This is a genomic window from Thioclava sp. ES.031, assembly GCF_002563775.1.
In the GTDB taxonomy this organism is placed as follows: domain Bacteria; phylum Pseudomonadota; class Alphaproteobacteria; order Rhodobacterales; family Rhodobacteraceae; genus Thioclava.
Window position 1 is genome coordinate 3,199,168 of the sequence record NZ_PDJO01000001.1, and the last position, 17,980, is coordinate 3,217,147.

A 17,980-nucleotide genomic window follows, 5' to 3' on the forward strand; every position below is an offset into this window, starting at 1 on the left:
CGAACCGAGGGACGCGAAAGGGGCCGCAAATGCGGCCCCTTTTGTCATTGGCTCCCGGCGCGGGCTTCACCCAGCGGAGGAAACCACCCAGGTCACGCGCGGATCTTCCTTCTCGGGCTGCGTGCTCGGCAGCCGCATGATCATCCCCGGGCGGGTGACGCCGGGGCGTGCGCCCGCACTGGTGAAGGGGAAGCCCAGCAGATCGGTCTCGACGCCGACATTGAAACCAAAGCCCTGTCCGCCATTGATCCCGGTCCCGCCGAGGCGACGGTTCAGCACGAGCCCCTCCGTCACATTCAGGTCGATCCGGTTCGACTGGCTGAAGCTGTATTTGCCCGCGTTGATCGCAAGCGTCTGCGCATCGGCCACGGTCGAGAGCTTGTCATAGACCGCCTGCGCCAGCACCGAGAAGCCCTGCTGGTAGAACCAGACATCGCCGCCGATCACCACGTCCTCACCGTTGATCACCGGCCCGGCATGGCTGACGGAGCCCGTGGTGATGCGCCCTCGGACGAGGTTGAGCGTGCCGCGCGCCCGGTCCCGGCCACCCAGACGCCCGCGCACATCGTCGAAATACTGCGATTGCGGGATGAACAGCACCGGGCCGTCGCCGATGGAGTTCACATCGACCTGCGCCGCCATGCCGTCGTCATGCCCGTCCAGCGTCAGCGCGAGCGCATCCGAAGGCGTGATGTCGTAGAGATCGGCGTTGATGTTATCGGCATGCAGCCCGAGCGTGTCGCGCACGTTCACCAGCCCCGCATAGAGGGTCGAACCCGGATTGCGCGCCCGCAGATCGGCATGGCTCGGCGATTGCGCTTCGCGCAGACCGTAGAGCTCGGGATGGATCAGCTGCATCGCCTGCTCGTCGGCCAGATCGACCGTCGCGCCCCCCACGATCGTCACGCGCAGCGCATCATCCGCGGCCAGCGTCAGATCGGTGCGCGCGCCCAGCGCGCCGAGCGTCATCTGACCATTCGCCGCTTCGAGATGCAGTGCCCCGCTCTGCGAGAGCGCGAAGCCCGCCCGCAGAGCGCCCGCCGTCTCGCGATAGTTGACGTCGCCATTGGCGTAGAAATGGCCGGTCGCGCCGTCGGACATGTCACCCATGAAGGTCGGCCCCGTCTCGCCGGTGATCGCGCCATTGAAGGCGAAGAGCCGCACATCGCCCCCCGCCATCAGCGCGCCGTCAGAGCGGATATCCCCCTGCCCGGCCGAGATCACGATCGGCGAGGCACCGTGGGCATCGATGTCGCGTACCGTAATCGGACCGCCAGCATAGAGGTCGATCAGACCGTTCGTGGTCTGCAACAGGTCGAGCCGGATCGCGTCGCGCTCGTTGAGATGCATCGCGCCATTGGCGACCTGCGCCACGACGTGATCGAAGGCCACCGGCAGCCCATCGGGTCCAATCGGCATCATCGACCCGAGGTTCAGGACCGCTCCTGCTCCCGCCGCGTTCGCGTCGAACACCGTGCCGCTCTGGCCCGACGCGATCGACAGCGCCCCTTGGACGGTTACGGACAAGGCCGGGTCCGCGGTGCTTCGGGTCACCACATGCGAGGCGATCATGTCGCCATCGATGCCGAGAGCGATCGTGCCGGTGCCCGCGTCGATCGAGGTGCCCGCCGCCTGTTGCAGCAGCCCTGCGGAGAGGATCGAGATCGCCCCGTTGTGGCTCAGGATATCGGCATTGGCCTTGAGGCTCGTCACATCCAGACCGATCGCCCCGCCCTGCGTGGTGATCCCCGGACCGGTCAGCAGCGTCAGCGGCGCGTTGGTCGAGCTCAGCGTGATTGCCCCGGAGCCGCCCGCAGTGACCTGCTCGAGATTGGCAGCTCGGTCGCTCAGCGCGAGGCGGATATCGCCATCCACGGTCGAGGCATAAAGGCTGCCGGTGGTCAGGCTCAGGGGCGAGACGCTCCCGATCGTGCCGCTTGCGGTGAGCTTGGTGCGCCCGGCCACGATCCGGCCTTGCGTGAAGGAGGCCGCGTCGAGGCGCACCTCGTCCGGCGAGGTGATCGTGCCGATGGTGAGTGCGCCGCCCACGGTGATATCGGTGGGCGAGCCCGCCGTCAGTTGGGTCAGCGACGCGATGGTCAGATCGTCCGCCTCATGCATCCACAGCGGCGTCGGATCGGCCCCGGTCGCGGCGAAGTTGAACGTGCCGAGCGCGGTCTCGAAGCGCTTCGCCTGGCTGCCGACCGGGCCGCCGGTGAGGATCGAGAGCGTGCCGCCCGTCGCATCCGTCCCACTCGACGCCGAGGTATCGAGGCCAAACGCGGTCGCAAGCTCCAGTGTCGACCCCGTGCCGAAGGAAAGCGTATCGATCCCGGTGAAGGACATCAGCCCATCGGTCGTGATCTTGCCGCCACCCGCGATCCGGGCCGAGGAAATCGGCAGATCGCCGGTTGCGCTCAGCCAGGCGTCGCCCGCGGTGGTGGTCACGTCGAGCGCGCCACCATTCGCGGTATCGGTCAGGGTGAAGGGCAGCGACACGGTGCTGGTGCCGATCGACCTGCCGGTCAGCTTCAGGCTGCCCGCGCTGATCCGCACCGCGCCGGTGGCCAGCGCATCGGTGATCGCGCCGGTCGCGCTGATCCGCACCGGACCCGGCGCATAGGCTTCGGCCAGCGGCAGATTGCCCGTCGCTGCGATATTCACCTCGACGCCGGAGCGCGCGGTCAGCATCCCGTCATTGAGAACCTTCACAGTAAGCGGGTTCGTCTGGGTCGCGATCGGGGCGTCATTGCCGCTCTCGAGCACGATGATCCGGCCCGTCACCGCCGCGTTGCGGCCGGCATGGGCGTTCGACATCATCCCGTCGAGCTTGATCGTGACGTCACGCGCCGCGTTGACCTGCTTGATCGCGGCGGGCGTCTCGGCACCGAGGAAGACATCCGTCCCGAGCGCGACCGCGTTCAGCGTGCCGACGGGCGCGCCATTCGCATCGAGCCCGGTGAAGGCGAAGTTCAGATCCTCGGCCCGGCGCACGACGACGTCGCCGTTCGGCTTGATGGTCAGGTCGGAAGGCTCGGCCTGCGAAAGGACCAGCAGATCCTGCGTCAGATCCTTGCCAGAGCCGACGGTATAGGGAGCGAGCATCTCCCCGATCGTGCCCGTCGCGCCCAAGGTGATATCCTTGTAGGCGTTGATATTGGGGTCTTCGATCCGGGTATTGGTGTCCCCGGTCCCCTTGATCAGGCCCGCGCGGATCCAGTGTTTGAGCTCAGCCGTGGTCCAGCCGATCCCTTCGAGCAGTTTCGCCTGATCATCTGCCGTCGGCGTGTAGGTGAAACTGGTCTGCTCCGCGGTCTCGCCATTCCATTCAGCATAGAGCCCTTGCTGCTGCGAGATGTAATCGTCGAGCTGCGCCTGCGTCCAACCGCTGTTGAGCAGAGCCGCCTGATCGGAAGCATCCATCGTGTAGCTGATCGGAGCGCCACCCGCGTCGGTGCGCGCCTTCCAGTAGACCCGGTAGTCGTGCTCGCGACTCGCAGCCAGCGCGTCGAGCTGCTGCTGGGCGCGGGCGTCCTGCGCCACCTTTTTGTCGAGCCCCATATCCTGCGTCCAGAGCTTCGCAAGCTCGCTCTCGGAGCGGATATCGCGGACTTCGATGTTGTTGCGGTCGAGGATCGAACCGTTGAACGCGGCCAGCGTGGCCGACCCGGTCTGCGCGGTCACGGTATGGACCGGCAGATCGCCCTGATGGGCGCCGATCACGACATCCTTGTTCGCCGTCGCATCGAGCACACCGCCATTCAGCGACACCCAGGCGGGTGCGTAAGACCCATTGAAGCTGCCGATAGAACCGTTCTGCGAAGTCAGGTTGATCGAGGTCGCGGTAATCTGGTCCGAACCGGACGCCATCTTGATATCGCCATCGGCAAACAGCGTCACGGTGCCGGTGATCGGCGCATCGGTACTGGCCGGGCGATCCTTCGCCTCGATATTGCCGAGCGTCATCGAGCCCGACATTTCGCGGATGTTGACCGCGCTGCCGCCCACCGCCGTCAACCGCGAGCCTTCAGACTGATCGACGCGGAACGCGCCCGTGACGCCACCGATCCGACCGTTCTCGGCATTGATGTCGAGATTGTCGAGCGTCGCGGTGATCTGCGGGCTCGCGGTCACGATGGACCCGTTATTGGAGGTGATGTTGGTATCGCCAACGAGGTTCGAGACCGTCTTCTTGAAGATCACGTCGCCGCCCGAGGTGATGTTCAGCGCGCCGGTATCACCACCGCTGAAGACGATATCGATCGGGTAATCGGCCCGCAGGCGATGCTTGTAGAGCACGTTTGTCGTCGTGGTCTCGGTCCACGACTTCTTGACGTCACCGATCCCGAGGATCCGGTAGTCTGTCGTCTTGACGGTTCCTTTGACGGTGGAATAACTCGTCCGCTCGCCATCGAAAGCGTAGCTGTAATCGCCACCGTTGATATTGACATCCTCGGAGGCGACGTAGGTCCCGTTCGCGCCGGCAGTCGTGACCGGAACAGACGGGGTCAGCGTCACTTTGCCGAGCGTGCTCTTGATCTTCTTTTTGAACGGCGCCCAGAAGTAGAATCTCGTCTGGTCGTAATTCGTCTCCTGGGTGATTTGCTCGGATTGCAGAACCACGAGGTCGCGGTTCTTCACCGGCTGGTAGCTGGCGCTGCGTCCACTGTCGACCGTGCTGCTCTTGATCAGGGTCGTCGGCACGACACGCGTGACCGTCAAGGGCTTGTTCCCATCGCCATAGGTTTTCGTGATGGTGTCGTAGGTCGAGGAGTTGTCATAGACCTTCAGCGTCTGACCGATGCGCCGGTATTCGGTGATGAGGTTCTTGCCCGCTGCCGTCTTCTTGAGCGGGTCGGTATCGGTGATCCGCACGAGCCCTTCGAGCCCCTGCCCGTTCGCGCCCGCCTCGCCGGTATCGACCCGGTCGAACACCACCGGGAGCGACGTCTTGTTGGTCACGTTGATATTGCCGAACCCGTCAAGCGACTCGATCCTGCCCGCGCCGGTCGAGAGGATCTGCCCGGTGATCTCCACCGTGCCCCCCTTCACGACCATCGGAGAAACAGTGATCGCGCCGGTCTGCACGCCTTCTGCATTGGTCGCGGTCGGGTCGTATTTCACCCAGACGTCATTCGCGGTCACATAGGGCTTGCGCACGATATTGGCGTTCACCGGGGTCGACGGATCGAACAGCACCGTCGGCTGGGTCTTCGAGAAGTTCGAGATATCGGATTGAAGGCCATCGCCGATCACGACGTCATAGCTGCCGACGCCCGCCTGGATCAGGCCGTTGATATTGAGCTTGTCGGCGGTGATGTAGACATTCGCCCCCGCCTTGACCTCGCTCTGGCGCGGCTCGATCGTGAAATTCGGGACGGAGGGCGTCTGCACGCTAGTGCCACCCGAAGTGGCGGTCATCGAACCGCCGTCAAAGCCGGTGACGGTCTGACCCGCCACCACGTATTTCCGCACGACATTGTCGACCTGATTGAAATAGCCGGTGTAGATCGCGCGCGGCTCGCCGCCCTCGTTGCGCAGGCCCGGCGTGTAGCCTTGGGTGAAATCGCCCCCGGCTCTCAAATCGATCGTCTTGGCCGAGATATCGGCGCGCACGTCGAGATCGCCGACGTTCGAGTTGACCAGAACCTTGCCGTCCAGATTGGTGAGCGGGCCTTTCAGGGTGATCGAGCCTTTGCCATAGGTCACCAGCTCGATCTTGGACTCGCCCGCATCATTGCCCGAAATCATCTTGTAATCGATCGGGGCGCCTTTGGGATTGGCGAGTTTCTGCACGTCGGCAGGCGTATTGACCGAGACGTCGTTGAAATAGATCCGTCCACCGTCAGAGGACGGGATCTCCATGCTGCCGGCATTCACGAAAGCGTCGGAATAGACATGGACGACGATCTGCGCATTGCCCGGCGCATCCAGCGTGCCCGTCGAGGCGCCCTGAACCGTATCGGACCGCATGTAGATGCTGCCGCCGGAGGCACGGATATCGGGCAGATTGATGAAGTCGACCGTCTTGTTCTTGGTAGTATCGAGACGGCCCGAAAGAGCATCGATCTCGGCTTTCCACGCGGTGACCGCCTGCGTGTCCTGGCTCAGGATCGGATCGGCGATCTTGGACTGAAGGTCCGCGATCCGTGACGCGAGCTCGTTCTGCACGGTGCCCTGCGTGATCATCGCCTGGATTTCGGGATCGGCATTGCCCGGATCGTTCAGGATCCCTTTCGCGTCCTCATTGCTGTAATTGACCGTCTGCCCCTGCGAGTTGGTGTAGCTCTCCGACGGGTTGTTCAGGTGGTTATTCGCATCGAGGATCAGGATCTGCTTGTTGCGCGAGCCTGCGCGGACATAACCGTTCACCACGATCATGTTCTCGCCCTTGTCGGTCGAGGTGCCGCTCTCGATGTCGAGGCTGACCGGATCGCCGCCGAAGGCCGTGCTCAGTGCCGAGCCGATCTCGGCGGCAACCTCGCGATAGAGGTCCTTGCCGCGGCCGTAGCCCAGCACCTCACCGCCCCCGCGCTCGGCGAAGACATAGACGTCATGCACGGCGGCGACACTGGCGCCGGTGCCGACGTTCACGCGCTGGTTGGTGTTGGCCAGCGCATCCGCGCCCGGCGTGCCGTTGATCGGGAACGTGGTCTTGTTGAAGACGCGCGTTTCGGCCTTCACATCGACCTGCTGCGCCCCTTTCGAGGTATAGCCCGCGCGCAGACCGATATCGGTGAAGGATTGCAGATCGGCGCCCGAGGTCAGGTTGATCTTGTTGTCGGCATTATAGGACGCCATCGAGTTGCCGGAGGCCGCACCCGACAGACCGTAAGAGGTGGTATCGACCTCGGATTTGATATTCGCGTCGCCCCCCGCATAGACGTCGAGATCGTCCATCGCGAGCAGCTTCGCATCGCCGATGGTCACATGGGCCGTGTTGGTCCGGATATCGACCGTGCTGTTGCCGTTCGGGCTGGCGATGGCGCCGCCGGAATCGAGCTTGAGCCGGTCGAAGAAGATCATGTTGGTCGAGGCGCCCAGCTCGAAGGTCTGTCCGCCATCGGCGACACCGGTCTGCAGCAGCATCGCGCCATCGTCGATATTCAGATCGGTCGACGCGTTCACAGTGACGAAGCTGCGCATCGCGGCCACGTCGATCGCCCCGCCGGAGCCCGACACGAGATTGTAGCCAGTGTCGGGACGCTTGAAGGTCGTATCCGCACCGATCTCGATATTGCGCGCACCAATCGTCGTATGACCGCCCAGCGTCAGCGCGGTCGCCGCGCCGATCGTGTTGCGGCTCAGCGCCCCCGAATAGCCGACCGCCGCGGCGCTCGTCGTATCGAGATTGCTCGCGAAGGCGCCGTTCTGGGCCGCCGTGATCTGAAGCTGATCGGACGCGGTGATCACCGTGGTCCCGGTCGTGCCGATATCGAAAGTCGATTTCGTGTCGGTCGTGACATGGGTCTCCGCCCCCGAGCCCGAGACGATTCCGCCCGAACCGGAATTCGCCCCCGCGACGATATCGGGCGCATTGCCCGCGCCCAGCGTGACGACTTTGCCTTGCAGCACCGAGTCGTTGATCGAGAAGGCCACATCGCCGCTATCGCCCTTCGTCAGATCCTGCCCGGCATAGGCCAGCGTCACGCCGACCGCCACCGCACCACCGCTGCGCCCGGTCGCGAAGGCATCCACCTTCACCGCGCTCGCATCCGCGCTCAGCGCGAGGGCGTTATTGGCGATGAGGTTGCCGCTCAGCGTCGAGGTGACGCCATAGCTGGAATAAGCGTGGGCCGCCGCCCCGTTCCCGGCCAGCAGACCGCCCGAGGTCGATTGCGCCTTCGCCTGGCTCGTCATCCGATCCGCGGTGCGCTTGATCTCGCTGTTGATCGTGATGTTGCGCGCGCTGACATCGGTGGCGAACTGGGTGGTGACGCTCATATCGGCGCGCGAGGTCGCAACCCCTGCGCCAATGGACACACCTGCCGCGACCGAGACGCCATGCGCCTCGGCATAGGCCGCGCCGCCATTGGTGTTCTGCAGGTCGAAGTCCCCGCCCGCAGTGATCTTGCTGTGCTGAACTCTGACCGCGCTGTTGCCCGCATTGGTGCCGGTCACGACGACCGAATTCGCCGAACCGCCAAGCCCGCCCGTGCTGCCCGAGCCCTCCGCATGGGCCGAGGTGCCATCGGAAGTCTCAAGCGAGATCGTGCCCACGCTGCTATTCAGCGTGCTCAGGCCCGCGCCTGCGCGGCCGATGGTGATCGCGCTGGTCCCCTCGCTCTTGGCGGTGGAGACCGCGACACCCGCAACGCCGCCGAGACCGCCGGTAATATTCGTGGTGACGCTCTTCACCTCGCCTGTGCGATCGGCATTGACCCCGACGCTGTAGCCCGAGACCGAGACGCCCGCGCCCATCTGCACCGACGCGCCCGCGTTCAGCGTGGCCACGGTGACGCCCGCGCCACCCGTATAGCCGAGCGAGCCCGCAACGGTCGAAGCCGCGGCGTCGATCACATTGCCATCGTCACCGCCATAGGTCTTGGCCCCGAGCTTCACAGCCCCGCCCGCGCTCAGCGACGCGCCATCGTGCAGCGTCACCGCCGCGCCGGTGGACACGTTGGAGACCACGATCCCGCTCGACGCGCCGCCGAAGATCGAACCGGCCCCGGCCCCGGCCGCTTGCGACAGATCGGTCTTGGCATGGCTGATCAGCGACAGATCGCCATTGGTCAGAAGTTGCGCGGAGCCGATCTCGACCCCCACCTGATCGCTGCCCGTGGCACTGGGGTTCAGCCCCTGACGTGCGGTGACGATCTGGCTTTGCGTATCGCTCGCCCCGGCGAAGCCGATGATCGAGCCGCCGGTATTCTGACGATCTTGCGCGGTTGAATTCGAGTCCAGCCCGCCGCTGCCGTTCTGATCGCTCGCCAGCTCGCTGTTGATCGAGGCCATCGCTTTCGAGAGATTGCCGCTCTCATCATCGGCCACACCGCCCAGATCGGCCACCGAGATCGCGGCGCCCACCGCGATCGCGCCCGCGCCGACCGAAACCACGGTCGAATCCAGCATACGCTCGGAGGTGGCCGACAGTGTGATCCCGTTGCGCCCGACACCGCGCGCGCCATTGGCCGCGTCATTGGCCTTCAGCACCGCGCCGTCGCCGACAGAGACCTTGGTCGTGCCCTGCAGGCTCGCGAAGTCGAGGCTCACGCCCACGCCGAGCGCGCCGCCGCCGATCGAGCCCGCCGCTCCGGTGAGGTCTGCCGTCTCATTCGCGGTCAGGCTCAGCTTGGCGCCCGCGGACAGTTTCTGGTTGTCGTCGATTGCGACTTCCGTGGTCGCGCGATCCACCACCAGATTGGCCGAAAGCGCGACACCCAAACCTGCCGCGGCCCCGGCCCCGGCAAAGCCCTTTTGCAGAAGCTGCGTATCGGCCTTGGCGGTCAGGTCGTTGCCTGTCTGCAGCTGCGCGGCATCGCCCGCACGGCCCGAGCCGACCGAGACCTTCGAGGTGCCATTGGCGACCGTGACCTGGATCGCGCCACCGACAGCCGCCGCCACGCCGCCCGATCCGCCGCCGGTCATCGCATAGAGGTCATTGTCGATCAGCGTGTTCAGGCTCAGATCCCAGCCCGCATCAAACGTACCGCCATGAATACCGATCTCGGCGGTCGAGTTGAGGACGTTCACATTGGCATTGCCGGTCACTCCGACGAAGCCGCCACCGATCCCCGCGACGAAGCTCGTCAGGGTCGATTTGCTGGTCGCATTGGTCGCGATATTGTGCGCCGCAGCGACCTGCGCGTCATAGGTTTTGACCTTCGCGGCCGAGGTGACGACCGTCGTGCCCGCGCTCGCACCAACGCCAGCCGCACCACCCGCTGCGACATTGACGGTATAGAGCGCGGAGTCGTTCGCGGTATCCGCATTGAGCGTCACATCCTGTGCCACCGAGGCCGTATTGCTGCCGATATCACTCGTGAAATCGGCGTCGTAGCGCGGATTGAGCCGCACCAGATCGCTGCCCTGCGCGGAGCCTAGCTGCACCAGCGCCTCGTCGTCGATCAGGTTCATCCCGAAGAGCGCGCTCACACCGGCGACGCCCCCCACCGATCCGTTCGCGGTCAGCATCGAAATGCCGCTGCGCGCCTGCGCATTCATCGCAAGCCCGTAGGTCGACTTGGCGATACCGTCGGCATTGGTCCAGTCGATCGCTTCCTGACCCAGCGCGACGATCCGCGCATTGTCGAGGATGCGGGTCTTCACCCGGTTCTCGATCGTGTTGACCGAAGCCGAGACACCGACACCCGCCGTCGCCCCGCCCGAGAGCGACAGGTTCAGATCGGGCGCCGCGTTGCGCGCATCGGTGGAATTGCCGGGTTTCGTCTCGTCAGAGCCGCCCAAGAGCGTGATCGCCGTCGTCGATTGCGCATCGATCAGCAGCGAGCCGCGCGTCGCGATGTCGGAACCGTAGCGCGTCTGCTCTGCCAGACCGCTCGTCGGATCGACCAGCGAGATCGGCCCGCCCTGCACCACCGCTTCGACGGTGTTCGCGGCCGTGTTGTTCACGCCAGAGCCGGTCACGCCAACCGTGCCGCCAGCACCCGAGATCGCATTGCCGTGGAAAGTCGTCGTCTGATAGGCGCCGAGCGAAGCGTTATGGCCCGTGCGCAGCGTGCTCGAGGTGAGATCGGCGCGCACGGTCTGCGCGGAATTGTTGATCGCGATGCCGAGGCCGACCGAGGCCCCGCCCGAGCCGCTGATCGCGCCCGCATTTGCGGTCAGCGAGGGGGTCGAATGAGCGGCCAGCGCCAGCGTTCCGACCTGCGTCTCGGAGCGGCGCAGACCCGCATAGACTTCGCCATTGGCGACATTGACCGCGAAGCTGCCCGCGAAGGCGCCCGAGCCGCCACCACCGACGGCTGCCGACAGGGCCTCAAGCGTCATCTGCTGATCGGCGTCGATGGTCAGCTTGCCCGCGAGCGACAGCGGGCCATCCACCGTCGCGCTCTCATCGAGCTTGCGCGCGAGGATCGCCGCGTCCTCGACCGCCGCCTCGGTATCGTCCGACATCACGTTGACGACGATCGCGCCGCCCGCGCCCGCCTGCCCGCCGATCCCGGCCGAGCCTGCCAGCGCCTTGATCGTGCCGGTCTGGGTCGTGGTCACGGAGACATCGCCGCGATCGGTGCGCAGCGCCGCGCGCGTGCCCGATCCGCCATTGCCGCGGATATGGGCATCGGCCTGCCGGTTCATCACGTTCACGAGGATCGAGCCCGCGCCGCCGACGCCGCCCGAGAAGCCGCCCGAGACCGCCGCCGTCTCGATCGTACCGGTCTGGGTCGCGCCGACCGTGACGCTCGGCGCCTGGGTCTCGGCATCGGTGGGCAGGACAAGCTCTGCCTCGGTCTTCGCGAACAGCAGATTGACGCCGATCCCGGCGCCCACGCCAGCACCCGAACCGCCAATCGCGACCGCGCCCGCGAGCGAGCGGATCGTGCCGGTGGTGCTGGAGGTGATCGTGGTGGCGGGCAGCGCGGGCGTTGCACCCGACAGCTCGACCCGCGCGCGGGTGACCGCATCCGCATCAAGCGTCAGCGACAGCTTGCTCGCGTCGAAATCCGGGGCCTGCGTCGTCGCCCCCACGCGCGAGACCAGTCCGGTCACCGCCGCGTCGCGCCGATCCGCGACGCGGGTCTGCGCATCGCCCACCGGGTCTTCGCTGCTCGATCCGGGCAGCGGGGCCACGCTCGGGCCATTCGCGCCCGGCTGACCGATCTGGGTGAAGACCACCGAACCGGCAGCGCTCGTCTCGCCCGAGGCCGCGCCCGAGACCGCGATGGCGTCGATCCCGGCGGTATCATCCGCCGTGACGCTCAGAGAGTCGCCCGTCACCGCTTCGCCGGTGATCAGGTCAGCCGTGGTGCCGCCATGGATCGAGGCCACGGTCAGCGCAACGCCCACCGCGTTGGAGCCGCCTGCCGCCGCCGCGCCCGACAGGATCGAGATCTGGCCTTCACGCGTCGCCGACAGCGCCACCGCCCCGGTGCCGCCGTCAATCTTCGCATTCGTCGCATCGACCGCCGTGGTGTTGCCGATATCGCCGATCGCGATCGAGCCACCGACCGCAGTCGTGCCGCCCCCCGCAAGGCCTACAGCGCCACTGGTGATGGTCGAACCGTTCTTGGCACCCAGCGTAACGCCCTCGCCGGTCATATCCGCGCCATCTGTCAGCACGCCGGTGTCATGGGCGATGAAGTTGGCCGAGACCGCGCCACCGACGCCAGAGCCCCCCGCGCTAAACGCCGCGCCGCCCGAGACACTCGCGATGGTGCCGGTATCGTCAGCATTCAGGCTCAGCGCGCCGCCTGCGTTCAGCACAGCATCCGCAGCAGAAACCCGCGTCGTCGCGGTCGAGACGTTCACCGTCACCGCGCCGCCCAGCGAGGTGTCGCGCGACGCGCTCAGCGCCACGGCCGCCGACCGGATCTTGCCCGTCGCGGTCGCCGTGGCCGAGATCGCCCCGGCACCGGTCGTGCTCAGGTTCGCATTGGCGAGATCGATGCTCGTGGTGTTCGCGGTGAGCAGGTTCAACGTGCTCGCAAAGCCGCCCGCGCTGCCGTTCGAAACCGCAGCGCCGCCACCCAAACTGTTGATTTCGCGCGAATTCGTCGCGGTCAGTGCGATGCTATCCGCATCCAGCGCTTCTGTGCCGGCCGCCGAGACTTCCAGAGTGGCCGAGATGTTGTTCGCCGAGAGGCCCACGCCCGCTGCGGTCTGCTGATCGGCCACGGCCCCTGCGACGGCGATCGAGGAGATCGTGCTCGAGCCGTCAGCGCCCATCGTGATCGCGCCGGTGCCGCCCGTGCCGCCCTGCCCGTGCACCAGCGCATCGGTCAGCGTCGCGCCGGAGGTCGAGGTGATGACGTTCACCGTCGCGGCCCCACCCACGGCATTGTCGCCATTGGCCAGCGCGCCGCCGAGCGAGAAGATCGTGTTGGCCTCGGTCACGCCGATATTGATCGAGCTGGCCGAGATGCCCATCCGGTCCGCGCCCGCACCATTGCCGGTCACGTCGGCCCGCGCACCGCCGGTGATGTTGTTGACCGAGATCGAGCCTGCGATGCCGGTCTTGCCCTTACCGGCCGAGACGCCGAAGCCGTAGACCGACTGCGTGCTGTCAGCGGTGATGCCGAAGACGCCGGTGTCGATGGTGCTCGCCCCGGTGATCGAAGCGCCCGCGCTGCGGGTCACGGTGTTGACGGCAATGCCGATCCCGACGCCCGAGCCCTTGGTCTTGTCCATATTGATGCCGACCGCGCCGCCGACAGACACCGTGGTCGAGCCATCGGTCGCGTTCACGCTCAGCGCATCCGAGGTGATGGATGCGTCCTTGACCGTCGCCGTGGTGCCGCCGTCGAGCACCGCCACCGCGACCGACCCCGCCAGCGCGATATCGCCGCGCGACGTTCCTGCGCCGCCCACGGCCACGTTGACGACCGTCGCGTGATCCTCGGCGCCGATGGTGACCGCACCGCCCGCGTTGATCGTGGCGCCGGTCACTTCGGAGCGCAGTTCGCGCGTATCGACCATGACCGAGAAGGCGCCCGCCAGCGCGTTGGTATCCTGCGCCTGTCCCAGCCCCGCCGAGACAGCCCCGCCGCCCGCGATCTGCAGCGCGGTGTTCTTCGCCGTCTGGGTCAGGGTCGAGCCCAGTTTGATCTTTCCTTGGGTATTGAGCGCCGCCACCGTCTCATTGCCGAGCGAAAGGTTGAGCGTGGCGACACCGGTGACCGCCCAGCCGCTTTGTTGCGTGTTGCCATCGCTGTCGGGCGGCGTCTGAACGTTCTGCTCGTCATTGACCGCATTGTTTTCGTCTTCGGCAAACAGCCAGGAAGGGATGATCATGTCATCCTCATTCGTGCCATTCGCGTCCGTCGTGCCGCCGGTCGATTGCGGATCGCTCTGTTGCTGGGGTTTGCCCTGCACTTTCGAGCCCGCGACGCCGACGACGACATCGGTCGCGGCGTTCTCGGCGGTGATCGTCAGGCTGTCGGCATCGATGATCGTATTGCCAGTGCCGACCGGCGTGGCGGTTTCATCTGCGGGACCGATCCCGGCCCAGACCTTCCGACCCGAGATATTCAGCCCCGCCGAGACCCCGACGCCCACGTTTTCAGACGCCGAGATCGCGCCCGCTGCCGCCCATTCGACGGACTCGTCCTTGGCCGAGACCGTGACCGCGCCACCGGTGACCGAGGCATCGTCGCCGATCCGCGCCACGGTTTCGGCATGGGCGATATTGGTGGCGACCGTCGCGTTGACCGCCGTCCTCTTACCCTGCCCGCCCGAGAAGCTCAGGATGCCCGCGATGTTGCGGGTATAGGCATCGACTTTGACGCCATTCGTTCCGGCATTCACCGTCGCGCCGGACTCGATGACGGACGACACCTTGCTGCCGATCCGGTCGATATTGATCCCGACCCCGATCGCGCCTTCCGCATCGCCCTTGATCGGGTTCGACTTGGGCAGGTTCGCGAGATGGAGGAACAGGCCCTCCTGGCTCGACAGCACATTGAGATCGCCGGTGAGGTTCAGCACCGCGCCGTTGCGGACCACCGCATCGGTCGTGTTGTCGGTGTTGAAGACATTGGCTGTGATCCCGATCGCGAGCTTCTGTTGATCCTCGGGCACGACCGGGCGCGAGCCGTCTTTCGGCACCGGCGCCGTCGCTTTCGATTTCACATCCGTGGTGATGAAGTTCAGCGGGTTGATCGTGTCGATCAGGCCCGGCGCGTCGGGCGGGGTCAACTGGGTCGGATCGCTCGGGTTGCTGGGCAGTTCGGTGTAATCGGTGATCTGGCCGACGAACTGGCTCCACTTGTCACGGATATCGCCCAGCGGATCGGCATGGGGAAAACGCGTCACGGATTGCACGGTCGCGGCCGCCGCATTCACCGTGGCATCCTTGCCGATCTCGGCCTGCGTCGTGCCGCCCATCGTCGAGACCGAGCCGGTCAGCATCAGCGCCTGGGAATATTTCCCCATCAGCTCGTCTTGGGTGATCTGATCGTTCGGATGCGCGGCGTTGTACTTGTCGAGCGCCTTCTTGGCCGCGAAGTTCAGCTTGCCGAACGCCGCCGAGACCGAGCGCGAGAGCGAGCTGCCGCCCTCGGTCGGGCCCGCGAAGCGATAGGCCGAGTTGACCGAGACCGGCTGGCCGGTCGCGGCAACCACGGTCGTACCCAGCGCGGTCAGCGCATCGGCATTGCTGAAGTCGTGGTAATCGCCGCCCAGCGTCGCGAAGGTGTTGTCGTTATCGACCTGCACGTCGATGGCCACGCCGAACCCGATATGGGGGTCGCGGTTCGGATCGACGGGTTTGCCCTGAATCTTGTCCTGCGCCCCCGGGATCGCCTGCACCATCGGGTTGTTCGCCGCGCGCTTCTTGCCGATCTTCTTTTGCGGGGCGGTCACGCCCATCGTCGCAGTGGTCGCGTGAACCTTGTTGAAGAAAAGCGTCTCGGCATCGAGGTTGAGCGCCCCACCGGTATTGATCGTACCACCCAGCGCCGCCTCGGTCGTCGATTGCGAGACATCGACGCTGATCGCCACGGCGCCGATCCCCTCGGTGCCGGCATTCGCGCCGGTGGTGATCGAATGCGACTTGCCCGTGAAGGCGCCCGCGTTGAGCGCGCCCGCCGAGGTCAGCGAGCCGCCCTTCACCAGAAGCTGGTTCTTCAGCTCGCGCGTCGTGACCACGAGCGCGCCCGCGTAATCCTTCACCTTGCTGGCCGAAATCGACACCGTGTGATCTTCGGATGCCGTGCTGGCGAGGCGCATATCGCCCGCCTTGGTCGTCAGGTCGCTACCATCGAGCAGAACCTGGCTCTCGATGTGGCTGTTGGCCATCACGACGCCCAGCGCATAAGCCTTGGGCGCGATCGAATAGGTGGTCTGGGCGTGGGACTGCACCACGAGCGCATCGCTCGAGGGATCCCAGGCGGAGGGCAGTTTCAGCGTCAGGCTATAGGGCGCACCGCCGCCGATCAGGCTGCCGGTGATGTTATCGACCACATCCTGCACGCTGCTGTTGAAGTTCAGCTGCGGGGTCGAGAGGAAGCTGTAGGTATCCTCCAGCAACCCCGTCGCGCCGAGTTGACCGTTTTTCGAGGGCGTGCCATCCGAGAAGGCCGTCGGCGTGATCGCCTTGTTCTTCCAGTTGCCATCGGCCGTCAGGGTGCTGTTGGTGATCTTCACATGCGACTGCGCATCGAGAAGCTGCACCTGCAGCGGGATCAGGCTGTTGATCGTCGTGGCGCCCTGCTGGATCAGGTTGCTCATCACCGTCAGACCGTTGTTGATCTGATCGGTCATCTTCTGTTCGGTCGTGCCGCCTTCGAGACCGTCAACCTGCTGCTCTTCCACGGTCGGATCGGCGCTGCCCAGCGCGTTCGACACGGTCGCGACCGAGTTCACCACGATCGAGCCCGATTTCAGATCCGCATTGTCGATGGTGATCGAAGCGGTCTCGCTATCGGGGTTGATCGCCCAGGCGATGCCGGTGTTGAACGAGCGCGCCGAAAGCAGGATCAGCCCGCCGCCATCGGCCGCCGAGCTGTCCGCGCGCAGGGTCGTGCCGGACTCGACATTGATGTCCTGCGCCGCCACGAGGATCGAGCCCGCCGTGCCCGCTCCGGGGCCGCCCGTGAAGGGATCGGCCGCATCGCCCGCACGCGTCGAGATATCGTGGCTCAGCGTCACGGTCTTGTCGGCGGCAAAGACCAGATCGCTGCCCGTGGTGGTCAGCTGCCCGGTGGTCGAGATATTCAACCCGCGCAGGAAAACGGACCCCGCCTGGCCCGTCGCGCTGGTGGTGGACATGTCGAACGCGCCCTGCGCGCTCAGATCGCCTTTCGCCGCCTGCAGCGGGCTCGTCACACCGCCTGCGCGCAGCACGAAGGCGCCGCCATCCCCCGCCACGGAGGTCGCTTTCACGTCGAGGCTGCTGCCCATCACCGCAGAGCCTTGGGTGAACAGGAAGACCGTGCCGCCCGCACCGAGCTGCGTGCCGCTGGCCGAGACGTCGATCTTGCCGTCGAGAGTCACCGTTTTCTGGGCCTGACCCAGCACCACACCACCGCCTTGCGCATTCAGGACCGTGGTGCCCCGCTTGGCCGTGATATCGCTGCTCGCCGTCGTCTCCAGCGTACCCTTGGACACGAGCCGGATCACCCCGCCCTGCGTGACCAGCCCTGCCGCCTGCGGCGTGCCATCGGTATTCACCCCGACCGAGATCGGATCGACGGAGGTCGGGTCCTCCACCTTGATCCGCCCGTTCAGCATCATCCCCAGCCCCCCCGATCTCAGCGCGAGCCGGGTTGCGTTGATCTGACCATCCACAGTGATCTGACCGCTGTCGCTCAGCGGTTCCGAGCCTGCGAAAAGCTGCGCCGTGGGGGTATCGACGCTGGCGGTGAAATTGCCTTGCGCCTCGCTCGTCAGATCATTGACGAAGCCCGGCGTGGGCGCGCTCATCGTCAGTTGGCCTGCATTGATCGTGCCGGTCGCGCTGACCACGAACCCGTCCGAGTTCACGAAGAACACATTGCTGCCTGTCGCGACAGGCGCGGCTCCGGGAACCTCGAAGCCCGTATTCAGCGTGCCGGCGATCGTGCTCTGGCCGCCATTGATGATATTGACCAGCGCATTTGCATTGGCCGGTTGATAGACATTGACCGTCGAGCCAGGATTCACATTGAACTGGCTGAACGTGTTGAACGCCGTGCCGTTCTGGATGGTCTTGGTGGTGACGTTGGTCGCACCAGTTGCGTTGACGATGGTCGTATTGGTCGTGCCATCCGCGACGACATCGGCGAAGGCGGGGAGCACGGCGAAGATCGCCGCCGAAGAAACGCTGCTCAACCACCCCAACCTCCGCATCATGCGGCGAAAGGTGGTCGTCGTTCTGTCA

1 protein-coding gene is annotated in these 17,980 nt (G+C 65.8%); it reads right to left on the minus strand.

Features of this window, described 5'->3' with window-relative positions; all coding sequences use genetic code 11:
• Positions 1 to 66: 66 nt before the first annotated feature.
• Complete coding sequence (locus AXZ77_RS15230) at positions 67 to 17,931, minus strand: leukotoxin LktA family filamentous adhesin (protein WP_176536052.1); 17,865 nt, start codon at positions 17,929 to 17,931, stop codon at positions 67 to 69.
• Between the last annotated feature and the right edge of the window lie 49 nt (positions 17,932 to 17,980).